At 60.4% G+C, this 25,460-nt stretch carries 19 protein-coding genes and 4 tRNA genes; 15 read left to right on the top strand and 8 right to left on the bottom strand.

Annotation, left to right across the window (positions count from 1 at the left end):
• Positions 1 to 63: 63 nt before the first annotated feature.
• Positions 64 to 918, bottom strand: a complete 855-nt coding sequence (folD, locus tag LUB09_RS14065; RefSeq protein WP_209983010.1) for a bifunctional methylenetetrahydrofolate dehydrogenase/methenyltetrahydrofolate cyclohydrolase FolD — start codon at positions 916 to 918, stop codon at positions 64 to 66.
• A gap of 276 nt (positions 919 to 1,194) precedes the next feature.
• Between folD and LUB09_RS14060 the strand changes: the two genes are divergently transcribed.
• From LUB09_RS14060 to LUB09_RS14010, 11 genes are all read left to right on the top strand, one after another.
• Positions 1,195 to 1,271: transfer RNA gene (locus LUB09_RS14060), tRNA-Arg, on the top strand.
• 32 nt (positions 1,272 to 1,303) lie between these two features.
• Positions 1,304 to 1,379, top strand: a tRNA-His gene (locus tag LUB09_RS14055).
• Positions 1,380 to 1,436: 57 nt separating this feature from the next.
• Positions 1,437 to 1,521: transfer RNA gene (locus LUB09_RS14050), tRNA-Leu, on the top strand.
• A 76-nt stretch (positions 1,522 to 1,597) separates the two neighbouring features.
• Positions 1,598 to 1,673, top strand: a tRNA-His gene (locus LUB09_RS14045).
• A gap of 395 nt (positions 1,674 to 2,068) precedes the next feature.
• Complete coding sequence (gene tig / locus LUB09_RS14040) at positions 2,069 to 3,379, top strand: trigger factor (protein ID WP_057007596.1); 1,311 nt, start codon at positions 2,069 to 2,071, stop codon at positions 3,377 to 3,379.
• A 91-nt stretch (positions 3,380 to 3,470) separates the two neighbouring features.
• The gene (gene clpP / locus LUB09_RS14035) at positions 3,471 to 4,106 is read left to right on the top strand and encodes an ATP-dependent Clp endopeptidase proteolytic subunit ClpP (protein ID WP_003238276.1); all 636 of its coding nucleotides are present in this window, start codon (positions 3,471 to 3,473) and stop codon (positions 4,104 to 4,106) included.
• Between the two features lie 112 nt (positions 4,107 to 4,218).
• Positions 4,219 to 5,502: an ATP-dependent Clp protease ATP-binding subunit ClpX gene (gene clpX, locus LUB09_RS14030; protein WP_003238279.1), complete on the top strand. Its 1,284-nt coding sequence runs from the start codon at positions 4,219 to 4,221 to the stop codon at positions 5,500 to 5,502.
• Between the two features lie 172 nt (positions 5,503 to 5,674).
• A complete protein-coding gene (gene lon, locus LUB09_RS14025; protein WP_209983006.1) occupies positions 5,675 to 8,071 on the top strand; it encodes an endopeptidase La in 2,397 nt (798 codons plus the stop codon).
• Positions 8,072 to 8,220: 149 nt separating this feature from the next.
• Complete coding sequence (locus tag LUB09_RS14020) at positions 8,221 to 8,493, top strand: HU family DNA-binding protein (RefSeq protein ID WP_003174819.1); 273 nt, start codon at positions 8,221 to 8,223, stop codon at positions 8,491 to 8,493.
• A gap of 229 nt (positions 8,494 to 8,722) precedes the next feature.
• Positions 8,723 to 10,597: a SurA N-terminal domain-containing protein gene (locus LUB09_RS14015; RefSeq protein WP_209983005.1), complete on the top strand. Its 1,875-nt coding sequence runs from the start codon at positions 8,723 to 8,725 to the stop codon at positions 10,595 to 10,597.
• A gap of 179 nt (positions 10,598 to 10,776) precedes the next feature.
• Positions 10,777 to 11,580, top strand: coding sequence for a DUF2242 domain-containing protein (locus tag LUB09_RS14010; protein WP_209983003.1), 804 nt, complete (start codon positions 10,777 to 10,779; stop codon positions 11,578 to 11,580).
• Between the two features lie 236 nt (positions 11,581 to 11,816).
• Here LUB09_RS14010 and LUB09_RS14005 read toward each other — a convergent pair whose 3' ends face one another.
• The 4 genes from LUB09_RS14005 to LUB09_RS13990 all read right to left on the bottom strand — a co-directional run bounded on the left by LUB09_RS14005 (position 11,817) and on the right by LUB09_RS13990 (position 17,357).
• Positions 11,817 to 12,851: an AraC family transcriptional regulator gene (locus LUB09_RS14005; protein ID WP_209983001.1), complete on the bottom strand. Its 1,035-nt coding sequence runs from the start codon at positions 12,849 to 12,851 to the stop codon at positions 11,817 to 11,819.
• A gap of 4 nt (positions 12,852 to 12,855) precedes the next feature.
• Positions 12,856 to 13,986 (bottom strand): carbon-nitrogen hydrolase family protein, encoded by a 1,131-nt coding sequence (locus LUB09_RS14000; protein WP_209982999.1) that lies wholly within the window; start codon positions 13,984 to 13,986, stop codon positions 12,856 to 12,858.
• A gap of 190 nt (positions 13,987 to 14,176) precedes the next feature.
• Positions 14,177 to 15,679 (bottom strand): putative bifunctional diguanylate cyclase/phosphodiesterase, encoded by a 1,503-nt coding sequence (locus tag LUB09_RS13995; RefSeq protein WP_209982997.1) that lies wholly within the window; start codon positions 15,677 to 15,679, stop codon positions 14,177 to 14,179.
• Positions 15,680 to 15,731: 52 nt separating this feature from the next.
• Positions 15,732 to 17,357 carry a methyl-accepting chemotaxis protein gene (locus LUB09_RS13990; protein ID WP_231422848.1) on the bottom strand — a complete coding sequence of 542 codons (1,626 nt, stop codon included), beginning with the start codon at positions 17,355 to 17,357 and terminating at the stop codon, positions 15,732 to 15,734.
• A gap of 338 nt (positions 17,358 to 17,695) precedes the next feature.
• On the opposite strand from LUB09_RS13990, the gene LUB09_RS13985 reads away from it, so the two are divergent.
• Both LUB09_RS13985 and LUB09_RS13980 read left to right on the top strand, forming a co-directional pair.
• Positions 17,696 to 19,735, top strand: coding sequence for an NADPH-dependent 2,4-dienoyl-CoA reductase (locus tag LUB09_RS13985; protein ID WP_231422847.1), 2,040 nt, complete (start codon positions 17,696 to 17,698; stop codon positions 19,733 to 19,735).
• A gap of 57 nt (positions 19,736 to 19,792) precedes the next feature.
• On the top strand, positions 19,793 to 20,683 hold the full coding sequence (locus tag LUB09_RS13980) for a 1-aminocyclopropane-1-carboxylate deaminase/D-cysteine desulfhydrase (RefSeq protein WP_231422846.1): 891 nt from the start codon (positions 19,793 to 19,795) through the stop codon (positions 20,681 to 20,683).
• Between the two features lie 123 nt (positions 20,684 to 20,806).
• Here the strand turns inward: LUB09_RS13980 and LUB09_RS13975 are convergent, their stop codons facing one another.
• The 3 genes from LUB09_RS13975 to LUB09_RS13965 form a co-directional block, all read right to left on the bottom strand.
• Positions 20,807 to 21,367: a cytochrome b gene (locus tag LUB09_RS13975; protein ID WP_231422845.1), complete on the bottom strand. Its 561-nt coding sequence runs from the start codon at positions 21,365 to 21,367 to the stop codon at positions 20,807 to 20,809.
• A gap of 114 nt (positions 21,368 to 21,481) precedes the next feature.
• Complete coding sequence (phnX, locus tag LUB09_RS13970) at positions 21,482 to 22,309, bottom strand: phosphonoacetaldehyde hydrolase (protein WP_231422844.1); 828 nt, start codon at positions 22,307 to 22,309, stop codon at positions 21,482 to 21,484.
• 3 nt (positions 22,310 to 22,312) lie between these two features.
• On the bottom strand, positions 22,313 to 23,425 hold the full coding sequence (locus LUB09_RS13965) for a 2-aminoethylphosphonate--pyruvate transaminase (RefSeq protein ID WP_231422843.1): 1,113 nt from the start codon (positions 23,423 to 23,425) through the stop codon (positions 22,313 to 22,315).
• 112 nt (positions 23,426 to 23,537) lie between these two features.
• Here LUB09_RS13965 and LUB09_RS13960 point away from each other — a divergent pair, with 112 nt between their 5' ends.
• Together LUB09_RS13960 and LUB09_RS13955 are read left to right on the top strand one after the other, a co-directional pair.
• Positions 23,538 to 24,395 carry a LysR substrate-binding domain-containing protein gene (locus tag LUB09_RS13960; RefSeq protein ID WP_231422842.1) on the top strand — a complete coding sequence of 286 codons (858 nt, stop codon included), beginning with the start codon at positions 23,538 to 23,540 and terminating at the stop codon, positions 24,393 to 24,395.
• Positions 24,396 to 24,495: 100 nt separating this feature from the next.
• The gene (locus LUB09_RS13955; protein WP_057007583.1) at positions 24,496 to 25,203 is read left to right on the top strand and encodes a YebC/PmpR family DNA-binding transcriptional regulator; all 708 of its coding nucleotides are present in this window, start codon (positions 24,496 to 24,498) and stop codon (positions 25,201 to 25,203) included.
• Positions 25,204 to 25,460 lie beyond the last annotated feature (257 nt).

The following is a 25,460-nucleotide window of genomic DNA, read 5'->3' as shown; positions in this document are numbered from 1 at the left end:
AGTTTTTCAGCAGGCAATAAAAAGCCCCGCGATAACGCAGGGCTTTTTCAGTCCGCAAGGTTATTAGCCGTGCAGGGTCTCTGCGGCGTACAGCGTGTTCTCCAGCAGGCAGGCGCGGGTCATCGGACCCACGCCGCCCGGTACCGGTGTGATCCAGCCGGCGCGGGGCAGGGCGGTGTCATACACCACGTCGCCCACCAGCTTGCCGTCGTCCTGACGGTTGATGCCCACGTCTATAACGATGGCGCCTGGCTTGATCCACTCACCTTTCACCAGGCCCGGCTTGCCGGCGGCGACCACGACCAGGTCGGCACGACCGACATGGCCGGCCAGATCCTTGGTGAAACGGTGGGTAACGGTCACGGTGCAGCCGGCCAGCAACAGCTCCATCGCCATCGGGCGACCAACGATATTCGAGGCGCCAACCACTACCGCGTCGAGACCGTAGAGGTCGACCCCGGTGCTTTCGAGCAGCGTCATGATGCCTTTCGGGGTGCACGGGCGCAGCAGCGGGATACGCTGGGCCAGACGACCGACGTTATAAGGATGGAAGCCGTCGACGTCTTTGTCCGGGCGGATGCGTTCGAGCAGTTTGGACGCGTCCAGGTGTTCGGGCAGTGGCAGTTGCAGCAGGATGCCGTCGATGCGCGGGTCGTCGTTGAGGCCGTCAATCAGGTCGGTAAGCGCCTGTTGAGTGGTGTCGCTGGGCAAGTCGTAGGCCTTGGAAATAAAGCCGACCTCTTCACAGTCTTTACGCTTGTGCGAGACATAAACCTGAGAGGCAGGATCGCTGCCCACCAGGATCACCGCGAGGCCCGGCGTGCGCAGGCCTTGCTCGCGACGCTCGGTGACGCGTTTGGCGATCTGCTGGCGCAGGCTGGCGGCGATTGATTTGCCGTCGATAAGTTGTGCAGTCATTACGCGTGATTAACCATCGAGAGGGGGAAGAAAAGTGCGCGCATTCTCGCACGCCGAGGCGTGAGGGCAAAGGCGCTTGGTCCGCAAATTGCCCTAAGCCCTTAAATAAAATCAGTTTTTTTCAAAAAAGATTTGACGGGTTTCCGGGCCCTCTATACTATTCGTCGCACTTGTCGGGCACAGCCTAGCACTGGTTAAGAAGGTCGAGCAGAATCGTTGTTCTGCAAGGCTGGAAAGCACTTAGTTTGTAATCCTCCAAGAGTACAGATTAATAAGGCGCCCGTAGCTCAGCTGGATAGAGCATCCGCCTTCTAAGCGGATGGTCGCAGGTTCGAGTCCTGCCGGGTGCGCCATTAGGCAGCTTTGGCACAAGTAGCGCTAGATGGTGGGCGTAGCTCAGTTGGTAGAGCACGGGATTGTGACTCCCGTTGTCGAGGGTTCGATCCCCTTCGTCCACCCCATATTTTGAAAAGGCGCCAGATTAACCATCTGGCGCCTTTGCTTTAAGAGCTGCAAGCGCGGATGTGGTGGAATTGGTAGACACACTGGATTTAGGTTCCAGCGCCGCGAGGCGTAAGAGTTCGAGTCTCTTCATCCGCACCAATCAAGCGTCATCGAGCCACTGGGCTTGATGAGGCCAGACGAAGAAGTTGTTTGAGTGCTTCGTCGATGCTAGATGGTGGGCGTAGCTCAGTTGGTAGAGCACGGGATTGTGACTCCCGTTGTCGAGGGTTCGATCCCCTTCGTCCACCCCATATTCGAAAGGCGCCAGATTTAACAGTCTGGCGCCTTTTTTGGTTTTGGCTGTTCGAGAATTCGGCGGCTGCAGGTATTGGGTCGCAAGGGCAGGGCGCTTCATCGTTTTTGTGTCTCGATGATGCTGCGCTGCCTGCCGTCCCTGTCAGCAGGGAGGGTCGTCAGGGAGATGAATGGCCTCTTTGCTATATAGAAGAGGCGGCGCAGAGCTCTGGCGCGATTGGCTGTATTTGTCACCGGGGCGAAGTCCGTCAGTGCCTTCGTACCGATAAAACGGCGGCTGTTTTCGCGCGCATTTTCAGCAGGGTGACTTCTTGAGTTTGACCCACTAGAATGCATGCCCTTGATTGGGGTCGGAAATGGCCGGCTAATGTCTGTGCAACGAGGAATATCCATGCAAGTTTCTGTTGAAAATACTACTGCTCTCGAGCGCCGCATGAGCATCACCGTGCCGGCTGAGCGTATCGAGACTGCGGTCAACAAGCGTCTGCAGCAGACCGCCCAAAAAGCCAAGATCGCTGGTTTCCGTCCAGGCAAAGTGCCAATGAGCGAAATCAAGCGCCGTTTTGGTGCTGATGCGCGTCAGGAAGCGGTAGGTGACGTGATCCAGGCTTCCTTCTACGAAGCTGTGGTTGAACAAAAGCTGAATCCGGCTGGCTCGCCTTCCATCGAGCCCAAGTCCCTGGAAGCGGGCAAGGACCTGGAATACGTTGCCGTATTCGAAGTGTTCCCGGAGTTCGAAGTTGCCGGTTTCGACGGTATCGAAATCGAGCGCCTGAGCGCCGAAGTGGCTGATGCCGACCTGGACAACATGCTCGACATCCTGCGCAAGCAGAACACCCGTTTTGAAGTGGCCGAACGTGCCGCCCAGAACGAAGACCAGTTGAACATCGATTTCGTGGGCAAGGTTGACGGCGAAGCATTCGCTGGCGGCTCCGCCAAGGGTACTCAGCTGGTGCTGGGCTCCAACCGCATGATCCCGGGTTTTGAAGACGGTCTGGTTGGCGCCAAGGCCGGCGAAGAGCGCGTGCTGAACCTGGAATTCCCGGCTGACTACCAGAACCTGGATTTGGCCGGCAAAGCCGCCGAGTTCACCGTCACGGTCAACACCGTGTCCGAGCCAAAGCTGCCTGAGCTGAACGAAGAGTTCTTCGCTCAATTCGGTATCAAGGAATCCGGCATCGAAGGCTTCCGCACCGAAGTTCGCAAGAACATGGAGCGCGAGCTGCGTCAGGCTATCAAGTCCAAGGTCAAGAACCAGGTCATGGACGGTCTGCTGGCCGCCAACCCGATCGAAGTGCCAAAGGCTCTGCTGTCCAACGAAGTGGACCGTCTGCGCGTACAGGCTGTTCAACAGTTTGGCGGCAACGTCAAGCCTGACCAACTGCCGGCCGAGCTGTTCGAAGAGCAAGCCAAGCGTCGCGTTGTACTGGGTCTGGTCGTGGCTGAAGTGGTCAAGCAATTCGACCTCAAGCCTGATGAAGACCGCGTGCGTGAGATGATCCAGGAAATGGCTTCGGCCTACCAGGAGCCTGAGCAGGTTGTGTCGTGGTACTACAAGAACGACCAGCAACTGAACGAAGTACGTTCGGTTGTGCTGGAAGAACAAGTTGTGGATACTGTTCTGCAGAAGGCTAAGGTGACCGACAAGACGGTCTCTTACGAAGAAGCAGTCAAGCCGGCGGAAGCAGCACAAGCCGACTGATTGTCCAACTCGTTGGAAATTCAACCATAAGCCAGCCTCGCGCTGGCTTATGCGTTTTCAAGACATGACTATTTGGGAGTAACTGCAGAGCATGTTCCGTAATTCCTATATTCAGCAGAACTCTGATATCCAGGCCGCAGGCGGCCTGGTCCCGATGGTTGTCGAGCAGTCCGCTCGTGGCGAACGCGCCTACGACATCTACTCGCGCCTGCTCAAGGAGCGAGTAATCTTTCTGGTGGGTCCGGTAGAGGACTACATGGCCAACCTGATCTGTGCGCAGCTGCTGTTCCTTGAAGCGGAAAACCCGGACAAGGACATCCATCTGTACATCAACTCCCCGGGCGGTTCGGTGACGGCGGGCATGTCGATCTACGACACCATGCAGTTCATCAAGCCGAACGTGTCGACGACCTGTATCGGCCAGGCCTGCAGCATGGGCGCCTTCCTGCTGACCGCGGGTGCCGAGGGCAAGCGTTTCTGCCTGCCGAACTCGCGAGTGATGATTCACCAGCCACTGGGTGGTTTCCAGGGCCAGGCGTCGGACATCGAAATCCACGCCAAGGAGATTCTCTTCATCCGCGAGCGCCTCAATACGCTGATGGCCAAGCACAGCGGTCACACACTGGAAGAAATCGAGCGCGACACCAATCGCGACAACTTCATGAGCGCCGAAGCCGCACGTGCGTACGGGTTGATCGACGCCGTGATCGAAAAGCGCCCAGCCTAATATAAGCAGCGCAAAACAAGGCTGATCGGTTTGTCCGATCATCGGCGGGCTTGAAAAAGCCCGCATAAGCCTTCATCTTGTGTTGCAAGCCTATCGGATTTGGATCGAACGAATGACTGACACCCGCAACGGCGAGGACAACGGCAAGCTGCTCTATTGCTCCTTCTGTGGCAAAAGCCAGCATGAAGTACGCAAATTGATTGCCGGTCCCTCGGTCTTTATCTGCGACGAGTGCGTCGACCTGTGCAATGACATCATCCGCGAGGAGGTGCAGGAAGCCCAGGCCGAAAGCAGCGCGCATAAATTGCCATCGCCTAAAGAAATCAGCGGCATCCTTGACCAGTATGTCATCGGTCAAGAGCGTGCAAAGAAGGTTCTGGCCGTAGCGGTGTACAACCACTACAAGCGTCTGAACCAGCGTGACAAGAAAGGCGACGAAGTCGAACTCGGCAAGAGCAACATCCTGCTGATCGGTCCTACAGGCTCGGGTAAGACCCTGCTTGCAGAGACCCTGGCCCGCCTGCTGAACGTTCCGTTTACCATCGCCGACGCCACCACCCTCACCGAGGCTGGCTACGTGGGTGAGGACGTCGAGAACATCATTCAGAAGCTGCTGCAGAAGTGCGACTACGATGTGGAAAAGGCCCAGATGGGTATCGTCTACATCGACGAAATCGACAAGATTTCGCGCAAGTCCGACAACCCGTCGATCACCCGGGACGTTTCCGGTGAAGGCGTGCAGCAGGCCCTGTTGAAGCTGATCGAAGGCACGGTTGCTTCCGTACCGCCACAAGGCGGCCGCAAGCACCCGCAGCAGGAATTCCTTCAGGTGGATACGCGCAACATTCTGTTCATCTGTGGCGGTGCATTTTCGGGGCTGGAGAAAGTTATCCAGCAGCGTTCCACCCGTGGCGGCATCGGTTTCAGTGCAGAAGTACGCAGCAAGGAAGAAGGCAAGAAGGTGGGCGAGTCCCTGCGTGAAGTCGAGCCTGACGATCTGGTCAAGTTCGGTCTCATTCCGGAATTCGTTGGTCGTCTGCCGGTCCTGGCCACGCTGGACGAGCTGGACGAGGCTGCTTTGATTCAGATCCTCACCGAGCCGAAAAACGCCCTGACCAAGCAGTACGCCAAGCTGTTCGAGATGGAAGGTGTAGACCTGGAGTTCCGTACCGACGCGCTCAAATCGGTGGCCAAGCGGGCACTTGAGCGCAAGACCGGCGCTCGTGGTCTGCGCTCGATTCTCGAAGGCGTGTTGCTCGACACCATGTACGAGATCCCTTCGCAGTCCGAAGTGAGTAAAGTGGTGATCGACGAAAGCGTTATAGAAGGCAAGTCCAAGCCACTGTATATCTATGAAAACAGTGAGCCGACTGCCAAGGCTGCGCCAGACGCGTAAGCGTTTGCAGCCGCGATGCAAACAAGGGGCCTCCAGGGGCCCCTTTGTTTTGGCTGGGTTTTTACCTGCGAGCGTTTACTGCGTTTAACTGCTGGCAATAAGCTTGTTTTTTTTGCATGCAGCCCCCATCTTGGTTTCATGCTTATTTTTCAACTGTCATAGAGGCGAAATCATGAAGACAACCATTGAATTGCCTCTCCTGCCGTTGCGTGATGTCGTCGTCTATCCGCACATGGTTATCCCGCTGTTCGTGGGGCGCGAGAAGTCTATCGAAGCCCTCGAGGCCGCGATGACGGGCGACAAGCAGATCCTGCTGTTGGCCCAGAGAAATCCTGCTGATGATGATCCGGGCGAAGACGCCCTGTATCGCGTCGGTACCATTGCCACTGTCCTGCAATTGCTCAAGCTGCCTGATGGCACCGTCAAGGTGCTGGTGGAAGGCGAGCAGCGCGGTGCGGTCGAGCGCTTCATGGAAGTGGACGGTCACCTGCGCGCTGAAGTGGCGCTGATCGACGAAGTCGAAGCGCCTGAGCGCGAGTCCGAAGTATTCGTACGCAGCCTGCTCTCGCAGTTCGAGCAGTATGTGCAGTTGGGCAAGAAAGTCCCGGCTGAAGTGTTGTCGTCCCTCAACAGCATCGATGAGCCGAGCCGCCTGGTCGACACCATGGCTGCGCACATGGCGTTGAAGATCGAGCAGAAGCAGGACATCCTCGAAATCATCGATCTGTCGGCCCGTGTCGAGCACGTGCTGGCGCTGCTGGATGCGGAAATCGACCTGCTGCAGGTCGAGAAACGCATCCGTGGCCGCGTGAAGAAGCAGATGGAGCGTAGCCAGCGCGAGTACTACCTGAATGAGCAGATGAAGGCCATTCAGAAAGAGCTCGGCGACGGCGAGGAAGGCCACAACGAAATCGAAGAGCTGAAAAAGCGTATCGATGCCGCCGGCCTGCCCAAGGATGCGTTGACCAAGGCGACCGCCGAGCTGAACAAGCTCAAGCAGATGTCACCGATGTCGGCTGAAGCCACCGTGGTGCGGTCCTACATTGACTGGCTGGTGCAGGTGCCGTGGAAGGCCCAGACCAAGGTGCGTCTGGATTTGACCCGTGCCGAAGAAATCCTGGATGCCGACCACTACGGCCTCGAAGAGGTCAAGGAGCGCATCCTCGAATACCTCGCCGTGCAAAAGCGTGTGAAGAAGATTCGCGGTCCGGTATTGTGCCTGGTCGGTCCGCCTGGCGTGGGTAAAACGTCCCTGGCCGAGTCGATCGCCAGTGCCACCAATCGTAAATTTGTGCGCATGGCGCTTGGCGGCGTGCGTGATGAAGCGGAAATTCGTGGTCATCGCCGTACCTACATCGGTTCGATGCCAGGAAGATTGATTCAAAAGATGACGAAAGTCGGGGTGCGTAACCCGCTGTTCCTGCTTGATGAAATCGACAAGATGGGCAGCGACATGCGTGGCGATCCGGCATCGGCGTTGCTGGAAGTGCTCGATCCCGAGCAGAACCACAACTTCAATGACCATTACCTCGAAGTCGACTACGACCTGTCCGACGTCATGTTCCTGTGCACCTCCAACTCCATGAACATTCCGCCGGCGCTGCTGGACAGGATGGAGGTGATTCGTCTGCCGGGTTACACCGAAGACGAGAAGATCAACATCGCGGTCAAGTACCTTGCGCCCAAGCAAACGTCGGCCAATGGTCTGAAAAAAGGCGAGATCGAGTTCGAGGTCGAGGCGATCCGCGACATCGTGCGTTACTACACCCGCGAGGCCGGTGTACGGGGTCTTGAACGCCAGATCGCGAAGATCTGCCGCAAGGCGGTGAAGGAACATGCGCTGGAAAAACGCTTCTCGGTGAAGGTTTCGTCCGACTCCCTGGAGCACTTCCTCGGTGTGCGTAAATTCCGCTATGGCCTGGCCGAGCAGCAGGATCAGGTTGGCCAGGTGACCGGGCTGGCATGGACCCAGGTGGGCGGCGAACTGTTGACCATTGAAGCGGCGGTCATTCCGGGCAAGGGTCAGTTGATCAAGACCGGCTCCCTGGGGGATGTGATGGTCGAGTCCATCACGGCCGCGCAGACCGTGGTGCGCAGCCGCGCTCGCAGCCTGGGGATCCCTCTGGACTTCCATGAGAAGCACGACACTCACATCCATATGCCGGAAGGCGCGACCCCGAAAGACGGCCCCAGCGCTGGCGTAGGCATGTGCACCGCGTTGGTATCGGCTCTGACCGGCATTCCGGTGCGTGCCGATGTGGCCATGACCGGGGAAATTACCCTTCGCGGTCAGGTGCTGGCCATTGGTGGCCTTAAAGAGAAATTGCTCGCGGCACACCGGGGTGGCATCAAGACCGTGATCATTCCTGAAGAGAATGTTCGCGACTTGAAGGAAATTCCTGACAATATCAAGCAGGATCTTCAGATTAAACCGGTTAAATGGATTGACGAAGTCCTGCAAATTGCGCTGCAATACGCGCCGGAGCCCTTGCCGGATGTGGCTCCGGAGATAGTCGCCAAGGATGAAAAACGCGAGTCTGATTCCAAGGAAAGAATTAGCACGCATTAATGTGTTGAAGCCTTGGGGGTTTCCTTGACAGCTTTTTAGAGCCCTTGTTATAAAGCGGCTCTTAAGTGTCTGTAGGCCATTCAGCACCGTTTTTTGCTGTTACAAAAAAACTTAGAATCATACTCAATAGATATATAAGGGGACTTAGAGTGAACAAGTCGGAACTGATTGATGCTATCGCTGCATCCGCTGATATCCCGAAAGCTGCTGCCGGCCGTGCGCTGGACGCAGTAATCGAATCCGTCACTGGCGCTCTGAAGGCTGGCGACTCCGTGGTACTGGTAGGCTTCGGTACTTTCTCCGTGACTGATCGCCCAGCTCGCACTGGCCGTAACCCACAGACCGGCAAAGCACTGCAAATCGCTGCTGCCAAGAAACCAGGTTTCAAAGCCGGTAAAGCCCTGAAAGAAGCCGTTAACTAAGCTTCGTTCACGCCTTGCCTACCCGGGCCAGACGCAGGTCTGGCCTGGCAGCGGAGCGGCAGCTGACCCACGTATCCATTGGGTCGCACGCCGGGGGTGTGGGTTCAAACCCCCGTCCGCTCCGCCAGTTACGAGAAGGCGCATCCTCGGATGCGCCTTTCTTCTATCCGGATTCTACCCACGCTCCACGGTTGCCAATTTTTGAAGTTCAACCGTTTCTGGGGGACGCATGCTGCAAAATATCAGGGACAATTCACAAGGCTGGATTGCCAAGACCATTATCGGGATCATCGTCGCATTGATGGCGTTCACCGGTATCGAGGCCATTTTCCAGGCCTCGACCAACACCAAGCAGGACGTGGCCAAGGTCAACGGTGATGAAATCACCCAGACTGAGCTGAGCCAGGCTGTCGACATGCAACGGCGCCAGCTGATGCAACAGCTGGGCAAGGATTTCGACGCTTCCATGCTCGACGAGAAACTGCTGCGCGAAGCGGCGCTCAAGGGCCTGATCGATCGCAAGCTGCTGCTGCAAGGCGCGGCGGATTCCAAGTTCGGCTTCTCTGAAGCGGCTCTGGACCAGGTGATCCTGCAGACACCGGAATTCCAGGTGGACGGCAAGTTCAGCGCCGAGCGCTTTGACCAGGTGATCCGTCAACTGGGCTATACCCGGATGCAGTTCCGTCAGATGCTGACTCAGGAAATGCTGATCGGCCAGGTTCGCGCAGGCATCGCCGGCAGTGGTTTCGTGACCGACGCCCAAGTGCTGGCATTCGCCCGACTGGAAAAACAGACCCGCGACTTCGCCACCGTCAACATCAAGGCTGACCCTGCGGCGGTGAAACTCACCGACGACGAGGTCAAGGCCTATTACGACCAGCACGCCAAGGAGTTCATGACGCCGGACCAGGTGGTCATCGACTATCTGGAGCTGAAGAAGTCGTCTTTCTTCGACCAGGTTACGGTCAAGGATGATGAGCTGCAGGCGGCCTATCAGAAAGAAATCGCCAACCTCGCTGAACAGCGTCGTGCCGCGCATATCCTGATTGAAGTCAACGACAAGGTCACCGAGGCACAGGCCAAGGCCAGGATTGAAGAGATCCAGGCACGCCTGGCCAAGGGCGAGAAATTCGAGGCGCTGGCCAAGGAGTTCTCCCAGGATCCAGGTTCGGCCAACAATGGCGGCGATCTGGGCTTTGCCGGCCCTGGCGTCTACGATCCGGACTTCGAAACGGCCTTGTACGCCTTGAACAAGGACCAGGTTTCGGCGCCGGTACGCAGTGCGTTCGGATGGCACCTGATCAAGCTGCTGGGCGTTGAAGCACCTCAGGTGCCGACGTTTGCCAGTCTGAAAGACAAGCTGACCCGCGAGCTGAAGACCCAGCAGGTTGAACAGCGTTATGTCGAAGCCACCAAGCAATTGGAAGATGCGGCCTTCGAAGCCTCCGACCTGGCCCAGCCGGCGTCGGACCTGAAGCTCACTGTGCACACGTCTGCGCCGTTTGGCCGTGAAGGTGGCGAAGGTGTTGCAGCCAACCGTGCCGTGGTAACTGCTGCGTTCAGCCCGGAAGTGCTGGATGAAGGCGCCAACAGCAGCGCCATCGAGCTGGACCCTGAAACCATCATCGTGCTGCGCGCCAAGGAACACCTGAAGCCTGCGCAACTGCCGCTGGAAAAAGTGTCTGACGCGATCCGTGCACAGATGACCAAGGAGCGCGCAATCGCCGCTGCCAAAACCCACGCCGACGAGTTGATCGCCAGCCTGCGTGATGGCAAGACCGCGCTGAACCAGCCTATTGATGGTCAGGCCTGGAAAGTCACCGAAGCGGCTACCCGTAGCCAGGAAGGGATTGACCCGGCTGTGTTGCAGGCCCTGTTCCGCATGCCCAAGCCTGCGGCCAAGGACAAGCCGTCCTTCACCACCGTGACCCTGGCTGACGGCAGCCTGGTGCTGGTGCGCTTGAACGGTGTCAACGAAGCGGCTGCCCCAACGGATGAAGAAAAGGCGCAATACCGTCGTTTCCTCGCTTCCCGTGTTGGTCAGCAGGACTTCGCTGCGTACCGCAAGCAGTTGGAATCGCAGGCGGACATCAAGAAGTACTGATGTCGGCTTGAACAAAAAGACCCCGTCCTGAAAAGGCCGGGGTCTTTTTTTGCTCCTGTTGATCCAATATTGAAGCGCCGATGTGTGAGGGCCCTGGAATTTTTCCTGACAGGAATGCGCGCGCCCGGAGACCGTTCTGTTGCACAATACCGGCCGGACTGTTTTTCTCAGGATTTTCGATGTCGATATCATTTCACTTGCGTGGCCTCGGGCTGGCGTTGGTGCTGGCGGGCGCTGCGGGCTGCTCGTCACCCAAGACCGCTATTTATGAGCATGAGAACTTCGACGACTCCGGCACGTTTTCCCGTGATTACCCGGTCAGCGACGTCGCCGCGTGCGAAGCCGCCCGGCGTGCATTGCTCAGCCAGGGCTATATCATCACCAGCAGCGATCCGAAGTTGGTGGTGGGCAACAAGAGCTTTCAGCAGACCGGCGAGACGCACCTGCAGATCAGCTTCAACGTGGTGTGCGCCGATGATGGCAGTGGCAAGCATTCGACGATGTTCGCCAACGCCTTGCAGGACCGCTACGCGCTGAAGAAGGTCAACAACTCTGCGAGCCTCGGCGTGGGCGTGCTGGGCTCGGTGTCGATGCCTATCGGGTCCACCGACGACTCGATGGTGAAAGTGGCGAGTGAGACGGTTTCAGCGCCCAAGTTCTATGACCGCTACTTTGCGCTGGTGGACGTGTTCCTGCCCCAGGAAGTGAAAAAGGCGGCGCACATTCCGGAGACGCCCAAGGCAGACCTGGGCATGCCGGAACCCAAGGCTGCGCCGTTGGCGACACCGACAGCCGAGAAGGTCGAAACGCCGAATCAAGAGCCGGCCGCGTCGCAGCCGCTCGCTCCGCCACCTGAGGCAGCGCCGATTGCGCCGCAGGCAGAACCGGCGGCGGCGCCTGCAACCGAGCCGGCACCTGCGCCGACCAATCCAAACCTGCCCGCGCCCACGGAGGCGATTCCGCCGCTGCCAACGCAGCCTTGAGCCTTGTATACAGTGGAAAGCCGCACATTCTGAAGTGCAGGAACTTCACGGTGTTGCCTTTTTTTCGTCATGACGGCACTTTAGGCTGGTGATACAGGTCATTAACCTGTAATCGCTGTCCATTCAAAAAGGAGCCCACCATGGACGATTATCAGGAAGAACTGCTGGAGTATCAGGCCTTTGAGTTGGATCCACTGGATCCGGTCGACGACGCCACCGAGTTGTAACCCCCGACTTCAGGCGGAATGCCGCTGACTGCGGCGAAATTCCCCTGGGGTCTGGTTGTTCCAGCGCCTGAAGGCCCGTTGAAACGCCTGGGCCGAGGCAAAACCGAGCAGGTAGGCGATCTCGCCAAATGCCAGTTCCGTATCGCGAATGTAGGTCATGGCCAGGTCGCGGCGAGTGTCGTTGAGAATGGCGCGAAATTGAGTGCCTTCGTCGGCCAGTTTGCGCCGCAGTGTCCAGGTCGGCAGTTGCAAGCGTGCTGCCACTTCTTCAAGGTCGGGTTCCCGGCCGCCATTGAGCATTGGCCCGAGCAAACGGGTGATGCGCTCGCGCAGGCTGCGTGTGCGTGTAAGCTGCTCCAATTCCCTTTCGCACAGTTGCAGCAACAGCTGCCAGGTACTCGGGCAATGCTGTGGGTTGCGCAGGGCGAGGCTCTGTCGGCTCAGTCGCAGTTGGTTGGCCTCGGCGCCAAAGTGGATCGGGCCGTCCGCCAACACGCTGTATTGTTCGTGGTAGTCCGGCGCGTCGAATTCGATGTCGATGCGCTGCGCTTGCACGGGCTGTCGCGCCAGGCTCGACAATTGCTGCAGCCAGCCGGCAATGATCGAGTCCACCACAAAGCGGTTATAGGCGTTGTAAGGGCTGATGGAATAGAACCGTAGCCACGCGCCATCGGCATCTTCGTGAAAGCTCGACTGCCCTCGATAGTTGGAGCCGTACAACGCTTCGAAGCGCGTGAGCGTGCGAGCGGCCTCGCGCACCGTAGGCGCCTGGGCGGCGGTGACGCCCGCCAGGCCCGTCTGATTCAGCCGGCTGAGCCTGCCCATGCGCAGGCCCAGCCCCGGGTCGTTGGTGAGTTGGATGGCCGCATGGCCCAGGCGCATGTAGCGCGGGATCGACAAGCGTGCGCCGGCCTCAGCGAGGCGCGCCGGGTCAAATCCGTATTGCAGCAGCAGCGGTTGCGGATCAAGGCCATGGCTTTGGATCGCGTCGGCCAGGCTGTGCACGAAGCCGACCGACAAGTCCCCAAGGCGCACCGGCTTCACGCTGTTACAGCCAGATATTCAGCAGGCGTGCGCCACGGGCACTGCCGTCGGCAAACACCTGGCCGTTGCTGCTCAAAAAGCTCTGGCCGGAGCTGCCCAGGTCCCAGAACTGTCCACGCTGGAACACACTCATGCCGGCGGTGGCCTGGCTGATCGGTTGCTGGCTGATCAGCGTCAGGCGATGCCAGGCCTGACCCTCGCTGAGTTCTTCGGGCTTGAGGCTGATTTCCGTGGGGGTGGACACGCTTTTGAAACCGCGCCATGGGCGGTCCCAAGTATCCCGACCGATCACATAGGCCGGCACCGCGATGAGTTGCGCGCCTTGTTCGTTGAGCTTGCGGTAGTTGTCGGGGTACCAGCTGTCGCTGCCGATCAGGATGCCCAGGCGCCCGGCCGGGGTGTCGACCACGCTGACGATGTTTTCATCGCCCGGCTCGATAAAACCGCGCTCGTCGTAGATCGGGTAGAACTGGCGTTGTGGCTGGCCCACTGCCAGGCCGTCGGCGGCGAATACCACGCTGGCGTTATACAGCGCGCCATGGCCGACCTGCAGTTGTCCCTGGCTGATAGTCGGGTTGGGCAGGGCGATGGAACCGGCCACCAGGGTTACACCGAACTCCTTGGCCAACCCGCCGAACAGCAATTGATAGTCGCGCGCCATGGTTTCGGCTTTCATGCGCAGGTACGCGTCGTTCATGCGGTTGTCGCCGGTGGCGCTGATCCATGCCCGCGCGAACGACAGCGGGTTGCTGAGCGACAGCCAGCTCATCGCGTCCTGCCAATGCGTGGCCTGGTACAACTCGTTTTTTTCGCCGCCGAGCATCAGCCAGGTGCCGATATGTTCGGGCATGACCACGATGGTTTTGTCGTTGATAAAGCCTTGGTCGCGCGCCTTTTGCAGATAGGCTGCGAGTTTCAGGTGCAGGCGCTCCACACTCTGGTAATCGGCGGGGAACAGCTCAGGCTGGATGCCCAGCAGGTTGCCCCGGTCGGCAGGCTGGCCCTGGTTGACGGCGACATTGATGCGCAGGTCCGACAGGTAATGCGCCACAGGGCGATCCTGGGTCCAGACCAGATAGGCGGTGAGGGCGGCAACCAGGGCCATGGTGACGGTGAGGGCTAAGAGTTTACGCATGGATAACGGACAACGAACCTGGGACGGGGCATGAATTTTCGACTGAAGTGCGAATGAGGATACACAGAGTCAGCGGGTTACAGGAATTATTGGGGCGATGCGCAGCTTTTTCCTGGCACCGACGGCAGTTTCGCCAATGTTGACGCCTGCGCGTTGGAACCGGATCGTCCGGCTTGGTTCCTGCCCGGCTTTATTCTTTGCCGCCCGCAAAGGCTTGCCCGCCGGCTATCCATTCACGCAGGGCGTCGGGCGACAGGGGTTTGCAGAAGAAATAGCCCTGGCCCTGATGGCACTGCCAGTCACGCAAGAGCCGGTAGTTCAACAGGGTTTCCACGCCCTCGGCCACCACGGTGAGATTGAGGTTTCGCGCCAGGCTGATGATGCCTTTGACGATATGCCAATTGCTGGTGTCGGGCCGCAGATCCACCAGCAGCGAGCGGTCGAGCTTGACGCTTTTGGCCGGGATGTCCCGCAGGTACCGCCAATTGCTGTAACCGCTGCCAAAGTCGTCGATGGCGATGGCCACGCCCAACCGGTGCAGGCGCATGAGCTGGTGCTGGACGGCGTCGAAGTCGGGAATCAGCACGCTTTCGGTGAACTCCAGTTCAATGCATTGCGGCGCCAGGTTGAACTGCGCCAGTGAGTGGGTCAGCTCATCAATCAGTTGGCCATCGGTCAGGTCTATCGACGACACATTGAGCGACACGTTCAGGTGCAGACCCTGGCTCCGCCACGCGTCTATCTGCTTGCACACGTTTCTCACCACCCAACTGGTGATATGCCGGATGGCGGCGGTGGTCTCCGCCAGGCCGATGAATTCGGCCGGCCCGATTTCTCCCAGTACCGGGTGCGTCCAGCGCAAAAGCGCCTCGACCGAGTCACAGCGTTTGTCGGCCAGATTGATTCGAGGCTGATATTCCAGGCGTAGCTGGTCCGGCGCGAGCAATGCGGACTCGATCGAGTGAAGCAGCATTGCACTGCGCTGTGCGTGGGCATCGATGGTGGCGTCGTAATACAGCCACCGGTGCTCGGAGCGCCGTGCCGTGTCAGTCACGCTGGCCATCAGCCGCACGTTATCGACAGGGGGCAAGGCGCTGGGGCCGATCCTGAGCACGCCGATGCCCACGTCGGCGAACACCGGCACATTCTGGAAGTGCACGGGCTGCGCCAGAGCGGCGGTGAGTCGCTGGATAAGTGCGGGCAGGTCAACCTCGGGGCCATCCTCCATCAGCACGGCGAAGCTCAGCGTGCCGGCGCGATACAGGCGTGCATGCCCGGGCAGTACAGCGGCGAGTACATTTTTTACCCCCAGCATGAACTCGACGAAACAGTCCAGGCCCAGGGCTTTCACCAGCCTGTCCATGCCGAATGCGGTCAATGGCTCGACCAGTATGGCCAGACGTTGCGGCAGGCCTGCCGCTTCTCTGGCAACGTCGCGTTCAAAACACGCGCGATTGGGCAGCCCGGTCAGCGCATCGACGAAGTGCCTGTCGTGAATGAAGTCCAGACGCGCGGCGGCGACTGCGGCGGCGTTATGCAAAAACAGGTTGTCCTGCTCGCTCATCGGCGTGCGTCTGCCTGCATCAGTCGGCGCCGCAAAATGCGCCGACACCATGGCCACGATGCTGTCGAGCACCTCATCCACCTCGGGCACACGCGCTTGTTCAGTCAACTCGGATAAGGAATTGGGCATTTTTTCAATCCTGTAAGGGCAATGAACAAGGTGGCGTGTGCCGGGCAGCGCGTCAGGTTTTAAAGCGCAGCACCAGCCCGTTCAAGTTGACGGACAGACGTGAGAGCTCGTTGCTCGCGGTCAAGGTCTGGCGAGTACCCTCGCTGCTCTGAATGGCAAGGTCACGGATGCTGATCAAGCTGCGGTCAACGTCACGTGCAACGTGCGCCTGTTCCTCGGACGCGGTCGCAATCTGCAGGTTTCGATCATTGATTTCAAGCACCGAATCGGTGATCTGGCGCAGGGACTGGCCTGCCTGTTCGGCCGTGTCTCGGGTGTTGTGAACCTGTGATGTGCTTTTGCTCATTGAGTCGACGGCTGCGCGTGAGCCTACCTGGATCGCAGTGATCATGTGCTCGATTTCTTCGGTCGAGGTTTGTGTGCGATGCGCCAACGCCCGCACTTCATCGGCCACCACCGCAAATCCGCGTCCTTGTTCGCCTGCGCGCGCGGCTTCGATGGCCGCGTTCAATGCCAGCAAGTTGGTCTGTTCGGCAATGGCACGGATAACGCTCAAGACTTTGCTGATGTCCTGTGCCTGCCCGGCCAGCACCTTGACTTGATCCGAAGACGATTCAACCAGGCCCGTCAGGTTTTGCATGGCGATCAGCGTTTCGTTCACACGCGTGTTCCCCAGGTCTGCCGACAGGCTCGACTGCTGGGCGGCCTCGGAGGTGGAAGTGGCGTTCCTGGCGACTTCCTCAACGGCAGCGCTCATCTCGTTAACGGCCGTTGCAGCCTGTTCGATTTCGCTGTTCTGCTGTTGCAACGTGCGATCGGCATTCTCGGTGATCGCGGTCATCTCCACCGCTGCCGTGCTCAATTGGGCGGAGGCTCCCGAGATTTCCAGAATCGTGTTGCGCAGATTTTCGCGCATCAGGTTGAGTGCGTTCATCAGGCGCGAGGCTTCATCCGAGCCACTGACCTCAAGCCCATGGGTCAAGTCGCCCTCGGCAATGTCCTCTGCCAACCGCAGCGATGAGGTCATCGGACGGACAATACTGCGGGTAAAGAACGTCGCGAGCATGACGGTGAGGATGGCGGCGGCGAGCAGCACGGCGATCAGGACGCTGACGCTGTGATCGTACACGTTGCCGGCCTCCTTGCCGGATTCAGCGGCTTGACGCGCGTTTTGCTCGCGCAGCAGCGTCAGTTGCTCCTGGTAGTCATTGCCAAGCTGCATCTGTTCGGCGTTGGCCATCGCCACTGCCTGTTCGTGATTGGACGTGTCCAGCGCTATGACGCGATTCAACCCTTCGATGTAGCTGTTCATCACCTGATTGGTTTTTTCAAACTGGTCCTGGTCCTGGGTTCCCGATATCAGGTGGGTGCGATAGAACTCCGTGCGTGAAGTGAGCGTCTGCAAACCCTCTTGAACCTTGTTCAATGACGCTGCGCGCACCTCTTCAGTCGCGCGTGAGAGCATGCGAATGCTTTCAAGGCGGATGTGCAGCAAGGCGATTTGAATATCGTCGATGACTTGAATGCTGGGCAGCGAGTTGGTCTCGATATCCTGCTCGGCGCTGCGCAAGTGCCCGATCTGCACGTAGGAAAAACCTGCGAAACTGAACAGCAGTAGGGTGATCAAGCCAAAGCAGACGAATGCGCGGCGTGCAATATTCAATGATCTGAGAGTCATTGGGGGCCTCCGATGGCCAGGATTGGGACGTGGTAAATGCACGGCGGCATTAAACAGGTGGAAGACAGGGGCTCCAGGCAAATCCCGGATGGCCGCTTGGTAGCAGAATGATGGCGTCGCGCGGTTTAATGAAGTCAGCAAATTGGATCGGGTTGATAGGGGCGCTACATCAGTGCGCGCAGTGAAGTGACAGATACGGCGCTGTGCATTTCGGTCAATAAGTTGTCAGTTTGGGTCATTGAGCGGCAGTCCATCGCCTCTTAGTCTGTGGGACATAAACCGATGGGGTGTCATTCGAATACCTCACGTCCCGTGATCATCCGTTGTGGAGCTGTACCATGACCGCTGTTGCCTACCCGCACCTGCTGGCCCCGTTGGACCTGGGTTTTACCACCTTGCGCAACCGCACCCTGATGGGTTCGATGCACACTGGCCTTGAAGAAAAAACCGGCGGTTTCGAACGCATGGCAGCTTACTTCGCCGAGCGTGCCCGAGGCGGCGTCGGCCTGATGGTCACCGGCGGGATTGGTCCGAATGATGAAGGCGGGGTGTATGCCGGCGCGGCCAAGCTGACCACCGAGGAAGAAGCGCACCAGCACAGAATCGTCACCCAGGCGGTGCACGCAGCTGGCGGCAAAATCTGCATGCAGATCCTTCACGCCGGCCGTTACGCCTACAGCCCCAAGCAGGTGGCGCCGAGCGCGATTCAGGCGCCGATCAATCCGTTCAAGCCCAGGGAGCTGGACGAAGAGGGCATCGAAAAACAGATTCGGGATTTCGTCACCTGCGCGCGGCTGGCCCAGGTCGCCGAGTACGACGGCGTGGAAATCATGGGGTCCGAAGGCTACTTCATCAATCAGTTCCTCGCCGCCCACACCAACCACCGCACCGACCGTTGGGGCGGCAGCTACGAGAACCGCATGCGCCTGGCGGTGGAAATCGTGCGTCGGGTGCGTGAAGCCGTCGGCCCGAATTTCATCATCATCTTTCGCCTGTCGATGCTTGATCTGGTGGAAGGTGGCAGCAGTTGGGAAGAAATCGTGCAACTGGCCAAGGCCATCGAGCAGGCCGGCGCGACGATTATCAACACCGGCATCGGCTGGCACGAAGCGCGTATCCCGACCATCGCCACCAAGGTGCCACGGGGTGCGTTCAGCAAGGTCACGGCCAAGCTGCGTGGCGCGGTGCAGATCCCGCTGATCACCACCAACCGCATCAACACCCCGGAGATTGCCGAGCAGATCCTTGCCCAGGGCGATGCGGACATGGTCTCCATGGCGCGCCCGTTTCTGGCCGATCCGGAGTTCGTCAACAAGGCTGCGGCCGGGCGTGCCGATGAGATCAATACCTGCATCGGCTGCAACCAGGCCTGCCTGGACCATACCTTTGGCGGCAAGCTGACCACCTGCCTGGTCAATCCGCGCGCATGTTACGAAACCGAACTCAACTATTTACCGACCACCCACCGCAAAAAAATCGCCGTGGTCGGCGCAGGCCCGGCCGGGTTGGCCGCTGCCACCGTGGCCGCCGAACGCGGCCATCAGGTGACGCTGTTTGATTCGGCGAGCGAAATCGGCGGCCAGTTCAACATCGCCAAGCGTGTGCCAGGCAAGGAAGAGTTCTTCGAAACGCTGCGTTACTTCACGCGCAAGCTGCAAACCACCGAGGTCGAGCTGCGCCTGAACACGCGCGTGGATGTCGCGCAGCTCGCGGCGGGCAGCTATGACGAAATCATCCTGGCCACTGGTATCGCGCCGCGTACTCCGGCCATTGTGGGAGTCGACCACGCCAAGGTGTTGAGCTACCTGGACGTGATTCTCGAACGCAAGCCGGTGGGCAGACGCGTTGCGGTGATCGGTGCCGGTGGCATCGGTTTCGACGTCTCGGAGTTTCTTGTGCATCAGGGCGTGTCCACCAGCCTGGACCGCGACGCGTTCTGGCGGGAGTGGGGCATCGACACCCAACTGCAGGCCCGTGGCGGCGTGGCCGGGATCAAGCCGCAGCCGCACCTGCCGGCGCGTGAAGTCTTCCTGCTGCAACGCAAGGCCTCCAAGGTCGGCGACGGCCTGGGCAAGACCACCGGCTGGATCCACCGCACGGGGCTCAAGAACAAGCAGGTGCAGATGCTCAACAGCGTCGAGTACTTGAAGATCGATGACGACGGTCTGCATATCCGCATCGGCGCCGAGGGTGAGCTCCAGGTGCTGGCGGTGGACAATATCGTCATCTGCGCAGGGCAGGACCCGCTGCGCGAACTGCACGACGGTCTGGTCGCGGCGGGTCAGAACGTGCACCTGATCGGCGGCGCCGATGTGGCGGCCGAGCTGGACGCCAAGCGCGCCATCAACCAGGGCTCGCGCCTCGCCGCCGAGCTGTAAGACCCGGGCGGGGGCGGTGTTAGACTACCGCCCCTTTTTCGCGCAGGTGCCACCCGGATGGCCCCCTTCGACTGGCTCCCCCACGCGCCCCTTGAACCCGTGCAGCTTGATTGGCTGCGCGGCGTCGAGCTTGCGGTGCTGCGCCTGGACCTGATCGACCCGCTGATCAGCGGCAACAAATGGTTCAAGCTCAGTGGGCATCTGGCCCAGGCGCGGCAGGCCGGCGCCAGCGGCATCATCAGCCTGGGCGGTGCCTACTCCAACCATCTGCACGCGTTGGCGGCGGCAGGCCAGCGCTTCGGTTTTGCCACGGTCGGCCTGTTGCGCGGTCACCCGCAGGACACGCCCACGGTGCTCGACCTCAAAGCGTTCGGCATGCACCTGCACTGGCTGGGGTATGGCGGCTATCGTGCGCGTCACGAACCGGGGTTCTGGGAACCGTGGCATGAGCACTATCCCCACCTGCATGCGGTGCCCGAGGGCGGTGGCGGATTGACCGGGGCGTTGGGATGTGGGGTATTGGTCGAACAGGCGCGTACGCAGTTGAATGCGCTGGGCTGGGACGACTATGACGCCTGGTGGCTGGCCGCCGGCACCGGCACCACGTTGGCGGGGTTGGTGCTGGCCGAGGCGGGCGGCCATCCGGTGTACGGCGCACTGGCCGTGCCGGATGACCACGGTGTGGCGCGCACTGTGCAGTCAATCGTGGCGCAAGGTTATGAACTGCTGGACGCGAGCAGGGGCGGCTTTGCCAACGTCGACCCGTTGTTGCTGGCGTTTATTGACGCCGCGCAACAGCAATGCGGCCTGCCGCTGGAGCCGCTCTACACCGGCAAGGCGCTGCTGGCGCTGAAACAGCAGATCGAGGCCGGCCGCTTCGCCCCCGGCACCCGCCTGATCTTCATCCACACCGGCGGCCTTCAGGGCCGCCGCGGATTCAATCCCTGATGCGACACCCTGCGGGAGGCTCTGCCTGGCAATGTGGCGCAACAAACTGGAGCCTCTGTGGCGAGCGCGCTCGTCAAAGGAATGTAGTTGCCTGAAATTGCTCATGCTCCCGACAGCGGTGTGTCACTCAACCGATTGCCGCCTGCCTGGCAGCATTCGCAACGCCGTGTTATCGCGCATCACATAATGGTGAAAAATCCCTGCCAGCGCATGCAGCCCGATCAGCCAGTAGCCGATCTGCCCGAACAGCACGTGCCAGCCCTCGATCTCCTTGGCCAATGCCTTGTTCTCGGCGATCAACGGCGGCAACTCCATCCCGTAGAACATCACCGAGTGCCCTTCGGCGCTGACGATCAGCCAACCGGCGATCGGCATGCCGATCATCAGCGCATAGAGTGCGGTGTGCGTAAGCCTGGCCAGCAGACGCTGCCATAGCGGCGGGGCCGGGACGATCTTTGGCGCAACCCCCAGGCTGCGCGCAAACAATCGCAGCCACACCAGCACAAACACGGTCAGGCCGAACATGAAGTGCATTTCGACGATCAGCGTGCGTGCGCCGCTGCCCTTGGGGAACTGCCCGCGCAATTCGATGCAGGCATAGACCACCGCCAGCAGCACCACCATCAACCAGTGCAGCGCAATCGACATGGTGCTGTAGCGCGTATCGGAATTTTTCCACGGCATCGCTGGTTTCCTCACTCATCAGGGCATGTTTCCGTTCTTTGGCGACGGAGTCTGTTTACTGTATGCCTGATTCAGCCGCCGCGCGCGTCCGGGATGCCGTTTTCCTTATTTGCGTCAGGCGCCCTGGGGCATCTCACCGCGCGCCAGGCGCCGGTTGATGTCGGCGATCACCGCCGGCAACTGGTTGATCGTGTCGATTAGGTAGTGCGGGCGCGAGCCGGCGAACATCGCTTCGATACGCTTGCGCTCGGTGGTGAGCGTGGCGCTGTCCAGGGCCAGAAACTGCGCGTAGGTCAGGCCCAGCGCATTGCCGGAACAGGTCAGCGCCACGGTCCACATGCCGGCGCGACGGCCTTCGAGGATGCCCGGCACGGTGTCATCGACCTTCACGCACGCCGCCACATCGTCAATGCCCAGGGCGATCACGTTGGCCAGGGCCTGCGCTGGCCACGGGCGGCCGTTGGGGACGTCATCGGTGGCCACGACGTGGTCGGCGACATAACCGTTGCTCGCCGCCAGGGCGACCACCTTGTCCATGACTTGCCGGGGATAGCCGGAGCAGGAGCCGATTCTGATGCCCTGCGCACGCAGTTCCGCAATGGTATCGAGGGCGCCCGGGATCAGCGCCGAGTGCTCGGCGATTTTTTCGATCTGCAACGGCATGAAGCGCTGGTAGATCGCGGTCACGTCCGCATCGGTAGGCGTGCGGCCGAACGCCTGGCGGTAGCGCTCGGCCACCGCCGGCTGGTTGCAGAGGGTGCGGATATGGTCCCACTTGCCCATGCCCATGGGGCCACGGGCTTCTTCGATGGACACCTGCACGCCGAATTCGGCGAAGGCTTCGACGAAAATCTGCGTGGGCGCGAACGAGCCGAAATCGACCACGGTGCCGGCCCAGTCGAGGATCACGGCTTGCAAAGCGTTGGGGTTTTGATACTGCATGGTTCAAGTCCTGTGGAGGCTGGTGTCTAGTAGAAGCGCTTCACCGATCGCGGTGACCGCTGCTTGCATGTGCGCGGCGTCGACGTGGCCAATGCAGCCGACGCGAAACGTCTCCACCTGGGTCAGTTTGCCGGGGTACAGGATGAAGCCGCGGGCCTTGACCCGTTCGTAGAAGTCCTGAAACCGATAGCGCGGGTCTTGCGGGGCGTGAAAGGTGACGATGATCGGTGCCTGGATGGCGGCCGGCAGGAAGCTGCGCAGGCCCAGGGCGGCCATGCCATCCAGCAGCGCCTGGCAGTTGCTGGCATAGCGCCGGTGACGGGCGGGCAGGCCGCCTTCTTCGTCAAATTGCAGCAGCGCCTCATGCAGGGCGGCAACCACGTGGGTCGGCGGGGTGAAGCGCCACTGGCCGGTGCTGGCCAGGTAGCTGTGCTGGTCGAACAGGTCCATCGCCAGGGAGTGACTGTTGCCCTGGGCTGCGGCCAGCGCAGCTTTCCGTGCGAACACAAAGCCCATGCCCGGCACGCCTTCCAGGCATTTGCCCGAGGCTGCGATCAGCGCGTCGAAGGGTATTTCGCGAGCATCGATGGGCAGTGCACCGAACGAGCTCATGGCGTCGATGATCAGCCGCCTGCCGTGGCGTGCCACCACCTGCGCAATCTCCGCCAGCGGGTTGAGGATGCCGGTGCTGGTTTCGCAGTGGACCAGGGCGACATGGCTGATGCGGCTGTCGGCGTGCAGCAGGCGGTCCACATCGGCGGCGGTGGTGGGGGCGTCCTCGGCGGTTTCGAAGGTGCTGAACGTGCGCCCGAGCACCGCGCAGATCTTCGCCAGACGCTTGCCGTAGGCGCCGTTGATCAGCACCAGCACCTTGCCGTCGCGGGGCACCAGCGTGCCGATGGCGGCTTCGACGGCGAAGGTGCCGCTGCCCTGCAGGGGGATGCAATGGTGGCTGTCCGCACCGTTGAGAATCGTCAGCAGCCGGGCGCAGACGCTGGCGGTGAGTTGATTGAAGCGCGCATCCCATGAGCCCCAGTCTTCCAGCATCGCCTGGCGGGTGCGCAGCGAGGTGGTCAGGGGCCCGGGAGTCAGCAGGAGCGGCGCGGCAGTGGTCATTTCAGGTTCTCGCGAGGCGTTGGTGTGAAAGCTACGGCGCCTAAATTGCAGTTTGGCTTGTTATCAATCAAATTGTTTGTTGTTATGCGAGCCATCAGTGAGGCCGATAATCATGAATCTGTTTCAATTGCGGGCGTTTGACGCCGTGGCTCGCGAGGGCAGCTTTACCCGGGCGGCGGCGCGGCTGTTTATCAGCCAGCCGGCGGTGACCGGGCACATCAAGGCGCTGGAAGAGCACTATCAGATTCCACTGCTGCGCCGCACCGCACGACGGGTGGAATTGACCGAAGAGGGCACGCGCCTGGCGGCAATCACGCGGGCGATCTTCGGCCTGGTGGACGAAGCGCAGACCCTGCTGGAGGCCAATCGCCAACTGCTCAGCGGACGCCTGGAAGTCGCGGCGGACGGCCCGCACCTGGTGATGCCGATGATTGCCAGCCTGCGTGCGCGCTATCCGGGTATCACCGTGAACCTGCGCCTGGGCAATGCCCAGGAAACCCTGGCAGCGCTGTTGGCCGAGCACGCGGATGTGGCCGTGCTCACCGAAGTGGCGCCGCGCAATGGCGTGCACCTGCAACCCTTGAGTGAGTCGCGCATTTGCGCACTGGTGCCGGCGGCGCACCCGTGGGCGCGCCTGCGCGAAGGTATTGCGCTCAAGCAGTTGCATGACGTGATCATGGTGCTTCGCGAGCCTGGCTCCATCACCCGGCGCACCTTTGACGACGCCTGCCGGGCGGCCGATGTGCAGCCCAGGGTGTTGCTGGAACTGGACAGCCGTGAAGCGGTGACCGAAGCGGTCGCGGCCGAACTGGGCGTCGGGGTGGTGTCCTCGATTGAAGTCAGCCCCGACCCGCGGGTGCGCGCGGTGCCGATCCAGGGCGATGGCCTGGTCAACCGGCACTTGCTCGGCTGTCTGCAACGGCGGCGCTCGCAGCGCATGATCCAGGCGGTTTTCGAGTTGGCGCCCTGAGGGTTTTTTGCTGGAAGGAAGCGTGGCTGCGCTATAAACTCTGCCCCCAAAGCGCCGGCCAGTAGACGTTTCGGCGCCATGGACAGTTAGAGAGTGAGTCATGGGCGCACAGTGGAAAGTCAAACATAAAGAAGCGGCATCCAATGCCAAGGGCAAGATCTTCGGCAAGCTGGTGAAGGAAATCACCATTGCCGCGCGCAACGGCGCCGACACCGCCACCAACGCCCACCTGCGTCTGGTGGTGGAGCAGGCCAAAAAGGCTTCGATGCCCAAGGAAACCCTGGAGCGCGCGATCAAGAAGGGCGCCGGCCTGCTCGGTGAAACCGTGCAGTACCACCGCGTGACCTACGAAGGGTTTGCCCCGCATCAGGTGCCGTTGATCGTCGAATGCGTCACCGACAACATCAACCGCACCGTGGCGGAAATCCGCGTGGCGTTCCGCAAGGGCCAACTGGGCGCATCCGGCTCGGTGGCCTGGGACTTCAACCATGTCGGCCTGATCGAAGCCTCGCCGGACAGCCCGGACGCCGATCCCGAGATGGCTGCCATCGAAGCCGGTGCCCAGGATTTTGAAGAGGGTGAAGAAGAAGGCACCAGCCTGTTTATCACCGAGACCACCGACCTGGACGCCGTGCAGAAAGCGCTGCCGGAGCAAGGCTTCACCGTGCTGTCGGCCAAGCTGGGCTATATCGCCAAGAACCCGGTGACCGGGTTGAGCGATGAGCAGATGGCCGAGGTCGAAGCGTTCCTCGAAGGCCTGGATAACCACGACGATGTGCAGGACATGTTTGTCGGTTTGGCAGGCTGATCACTGGAAAAACGCAGACCCAATGTGGGAGGGAGCTTGCTCCCTCTTATCCAACACAAAATAACTTATTGATTTTAAAACCTGAAATTTCAGGCAGCCACATTCCTGTGGCGAGCGGGCTTTGTGGCGAGCGGGCTTGCCCCGCGTTGGGCTGCGCAGCAGCCCCAAAACCATGCGCTGAGCACTGTCAGGCACACAGCGTTTTCTTTGATTGGGGGCGCTTCGCACCCCAACGCGGGGCAAGCCCGCTCGCCACA

It is taken from the genome of Pseudomonas sp. Leaf59, assembly GCF_920984685.1.
Taxonomy (GTDB): Bacteria; Pseudomonadota; Gammaproteobacteria; order Pseudomonadales; family Pseudomonadaceae; genus Aquipseudomonas.
The sequence above is the reverse complement of the archived record's forward strand: the minus strand, read 5'-3'. Positions and strand labels throughout refer to the sequence as shown.

Coding starts and splice junctions, on each gene's coding strand:
- LUB09_RS13955 (WP_057007583.1), top strand. CDS start 24,496: ATGGGCGCACAGTGGAAAGTCAAACATAAAGAAGCGGCATCCAATGCC.
- phnX (WP_231422844.1), bottom strand. CDS start 22,309: ATGCAGTATCAAAACCCCAACGCTTTGCAAGCCGTGATCCTCGACTGG.
- LUB09_RS13985 (WP_231422847.1), top strand. CDS start 17,696: ATGACCGCTGTTGCCTACCCGCACCTGCTGGCCCCGTTGGACCTGGGT.
- clpX (WP_003238279.1), top strand. CDS start 4,219: ATGACTGACACCCGCAACGGCGAGGACAACGGCAAGCTGCTCTATTGC.
- lon (WP_209983006.1), top strand. CDS start 5,675: ATGAAGACAACCATTGAATTGCCTCTCCTGCCGTTGCGTGATGTCGTC.
- LUB09_RS13975 (WP_231422845.1), bottom strand. CDS start 21,367: ATGCCGTGGAAAAATTCCGATACGCGCTACAGCACCATGTCGATTGCG.
- LUB09_RS14010 (WP_209983003.1), top strand. CDS start 10,777: ATGTCGATATCATTTCACTTGCGTGGCCTCGGGCTGGCGTTGGTGCTG.
- clpP (WP_003238276.1), top strand. CDS start 3,471: ATGTTCCGTAATTCCTATATTCAGCAGAACTCTGATATCCAGGCCGCA.
- LUB09_RS14015 (WP_209983005.1), top strand. CDS start 8,723: ATGCTGCAAAATATCAGGGACAATTCACAAGGCTGGATTGCCAAGACC.
- LUB09_RS13980 (WP_231422846.1), top strand. CDS start 19,793: ATGGCCCCCTTCGACTGGCTCCCCCACGCGCCCCTTGAACCCGTGCAG.
- LUB09_RS13995 (WP_209982997.1), bottom strand. CDS start 15,679: ATGCCCAATTCCTTATCCGAGTTGACTGAACAAGCGCGTGTGCCCGAG.
- LUB09_RS14000 (WP_209982999.1), bottom strand. CDS start 13,986: ATGCGTAAACTCTTAGCCCTCACCGTCACCATGGCCCTGGTTGCCGCC.
- tig (WP_057007596.1), top strand. CDS start 2,069: ATGCAAGTTTCTGTTGAAAATACTACTGCTCTCGAGCGCCGCATGAGC.
- LUB09_RS13965 (WP_231422843.1), bottom strand. CDS start 23,425: ATGACCACTGCCGCGCCGCTCCTGCTGACTCCCGGGCCCCTGACCACC.
- LUB09_RS13990 (WP_231422848.1), bottom strand. CDS start 17,357: ATGACTCTCAGATCATTGAATATTGCACGCCGCGCATTCGTCTGCTTT.
- folD (WP_209983010.1), bottom strand. CDS start 918: ATGACTGCACAACTTATCGACGGCAAATCAATCGCCGCCAGCCTGCGC.
- LUB09_RS13960 (WP_231422842.1), top strand. CDS start 23,538: ATGAATCTGTTTCAATTGCGGGCGTTTGACGCCGTGGCTCGCGAGGGC.